Origin of the sequence: Bifidobacterium cuniculi, from assembly GCF_000741575.1 — a bacterium.
Taxonomy (GTDB): domain Bacteria; phylum Actinomycetota; class Actinomycetes; order Actinomycetales; family Bifidobacteriaceae; genus Bifidobacterium; species Bifidobacterium cuniculi.
Genome location: NZ_JGYV01000041.1, coordinates 1 through 3145, shown reverse-complemented (window position 1 = coordinate 3145; position 3145 = coordinate 1). Strand labels below are relative to the sequence as shown.

Genomic DNA, 3145 nt, shown 5'->3' with positions numbered 1-3145 from the left:
GCGCGCGGGACGGACACGGACGACGCGGCCGCACTCGAACGGCGCACGGACGAGATCGACAAGGCGTGCGACCGCGTGCGCGCCAGCATGAAGGACCGGGAGCGGGAGGAGCGGGAGGAACGGGAACGGCGCGAGGCAACGGATACGTCCGGCACGGCGGCGGCCTCCGGCACGTCGGCGGCGGACACTCCGGCGGCCGGCGGCGCCCCGACGGCCCCGGCCGATAGCGGCACGGCGTCCGCGCCCATATGGACGCCGGCGCCGCAACCCGGGGCGGCGGACGCGCCGCCCTCGTGGAGCGTGCCGGCCGACCCCGGCGACGGCGCCCTTGCCGAACGCGATCCGGGACTGTGACGGAAAGGCTTTGAGGACATGACCAATGCGACGACGACGCTGCTTCCCGTGTTCGACGCGCCGGCCACGGAGCGTGTATGGCTCGTGGCCGCGCACGGCGGCGCGGGATGCACGACGATCTACACGGAGGGCGCCATGGCGGGCGATCCCATGTGGGCGGACGCGGGGCGCGCGCTGCCGGCGAGCGTCGAGGCGGCGCGGCCGAGCCTCGTCGTGCTGTGCGCGATGGGCACGGGGCGGGGCCTCGAATCGCTGCGCGCCCTGCTCGCCGATTGGGACGCCGGCGCCTTCGGGACGTGCGTGCTGCTCGGCGCGGCCGTGACCGCGCCCATGGCGCGCACGCCCATGGCGCTGCGGCGCGGCACGGCGCTCGTGGGCGCGGGCGCGCCGCGCCTGTGGCGTCTGCCGTACATCGAGGGGGCTCGAGGTCGACGGCTTCCCTCAACGGTGGCCGGGCGCGTACGCGCGCGTACGCGGACAGGTGCGCGCCGCGGCCGGGGACGCCATGGCGCGCGCGTGGTCCGCGGCCCCGCCGAGGCTGCGCGAGGATGGGACCTGGACGACGCCGCCGCCCGCCCCGCCGCGGGCCGGCGCGGCGGCGGCGCCATTGGCGGAACCTGAAAGGAGACGATGATGGAATTCAAGACGATGGCGATGATGGTGCTCGCGGAGGACCTGACCGACCCCAAGGCGTGCCTGCCGCCGGGGTTCAGCGGCCCGATGACGACCGTGCTGCAGTGGGTCAAGGCCCTGGGCCTGATGATCGCGATCATCAGCCTGATGCGCATCGGCGTGCATGTCCTGCGCCAGCAGGGCGACGGCGTGCCCGACCGCGACGACACGTACGACAAGCTGTTCAACTTCGTCGTGGGCGCCCTGTTCATCGGCGGCGCGGCGGCGTTCCTCGCCGCGATCGGCCTGGCCGTGTCCGGCAGCTGCTAGGAGGACCCGTGATCCGTGTGCTTCGTCGCTTCGGCCGGTGGGCCGCGGCCGTCATGCTCGCCGTGGGCGTGCTCGCGGCCGCGGGCGCGTGCTCGCCCATGGAGCTCACCGGCGCCGAGGACCTGGGCGAGCAGCTCAAGTTCGGCAACGACACCGTCGTGAACAAGGAGATGGTGATCTCACGCATGGAGATCCCCGCCGACGGTCTGGGCGAATGGATCGGCCAGGACGAGATCCGCGCCGCCGTCGCCGACGTGAGCGTGAACCCGGGGCTGTGCAACGGCAGCAACTGGGACGACGCGCAATGCAAGGAGGTCGTCGAGGACGTGCGCGACCAGCTGGCCGCGACCGCGTTCCTGCAGTGCGACGCCCTGGAGAAGGGCTATCAGGAGGAATCGCCCGACGAGGGCGCCTGGGAGCCGAAATACGCCGACGACGACCAGGCGCGCACCCGCGCCATCGCCTGCGAGAAGAAACGCAAGATCAGCTGGCTGGAGGCCACGCTGTGGGCGCTGTACGAGGACCAGTCGGCGCAGACGATCAGCTGGCTGACCACGAGCCGCAACACGCTGGTGGCGGCGCCGTCGACGGTGGGCACGCTGCAGGCGAACGACGAGCCGATGTACGACGGATGGTTCTCGATCCTGAACAAGTACCTGCCCGTGCTGCAGGGCCTGCTCGCGGTGTGCGCGGCGGTCAGCCTGGTCGTGGTGGGCGCGCGCGTCGTGTCCAACACGCGCGAGGGGCTGCTCGGCGAGGACCACCGCCTGCTCGACCGCACCGGATGGGTGTTCCTGGGCGTGTTCGCCGCCTCGTCGTGCGTGTCGATCGCGTGCACGTTCTTCAAGCCGACGCGCGACTACTACCGGGGGGAGGGGTTCTCGAAGATCCCCGTCGCGCCGCACCTGCAGTCGTGGACGCCGGGCGAGGGGTACGGCTATTTCGTGTCCGACTGGGTGCGCATGCAGGTCGACCCGTTCCTGATCATCGCTGCCGTGCTCGGCGTGTTCGCCGCCGGCTACAAGCTGGTCACGACCCAGGAGGGCCGCGACCTGGTGCCGTTGGGCAAGGCGCTGATGTGGGCGATCGTCACCTCCGTGTGCCTGGCCGGCGCGGTCAACCTGGTCACCGGCGTCGTGGACGTGTGGACGAGCGACGTGCTCAAACGCGCCTCGACCATGATGCGCGACGCATGGGAGTCGAACACGCTGGCGTCATGGGAGTTCTTCCGCCTCGACCCGCTGCTCGCGTTCGTGCTCACGTTCATCCTGTGGCTGTGCAACCTGATCGGCAAGATCTTCACCTACCTGCGCGCCGGCATGCTGCCGATCCTGGTGGGCGTGGCCCCCGTGTTCGCCGCGATGAGCTGGAACGAGCACGGCCGCCAGTCGTTCGGCAAGGTGCTGGGCACCCTCGTCGCGTTCCTGCTGTACAAGCCGATCGCCGCCCTGGTCATGGCGACCGGCTCGGCGATCATGGTCACGGCCGGCAAGGGCGACGACAGCCAGGCGATCACGCTGACGCTGACGATCATGGTCGTCGTCATGCTGCCCGCCATGATCCGCACGATCGTGCCCGCGGTCGCCTCGAACGTGTCCGGCGGCGGCGCGACGCCCGCCGTGCTCGGCACCGCCGCCGGCGCCATGGGAGGCGCCGCGGCGGGCAGCCTGAGGACCGGCGGGCGTCTGGGCGGCAAGGCCCTGGGCGCTTTGGGCTCCCTGGGTTCGAAGATCAAGGGGGGCGGTGGCGCCGGACGGTGCGAAGAAGGCCGGCGCGGGCGCCCTGTCGTCCGGCGCGGCCGCCTCGGCCGGCAAGGACGCGAAGACGCGCACGGCCGGCTCCGCCGGCG

At 72.1% G+C, this 3145-nt stretch carries 3 protein-coding genes and 1 pseudogene; all 4 read left to right on the top strand.

Going from position 1 to position 3145, the window contains the following annotated elements; translation table 11 throughout:
• Positions 1-354: pseudogene (locus BCUN_RS12590) on the top strand (hypothetical protein); the annotation flags it as partial.
• An 18-nt stretch (positions 355-372) separates the two neighbouring features.
• Entirely contained in the window at positions 373-975 is a 603-nt protein-coding gene (locus BCUN_RS11195; RefSeq protein ID WP_238552435.1) for a hypothetical protein, read from the top strand.
• Positions 976-984: 9 nt separating this feature from the next.
• The gene (locus tag BCUN_RS11190; protein WP_232513769.1) at positions 985-1296 is read left to right on the top strand and encodes a hypothetical protein; all 312 of its coding nucleotides are present in this window, start codon (positions 985-987) and stop codon (positions 1294-1296) included.
• A gap of 8 nt (positions 1297-1304) precedes the next feature.
• A partial coding sequence (locus tag BCUN_RS11185) for a hypothetical protein (RefSeq protein WP_051921081.1) occupies positions 1305-3145 on the top strand: 1841 nt, incomplete at its 3' end.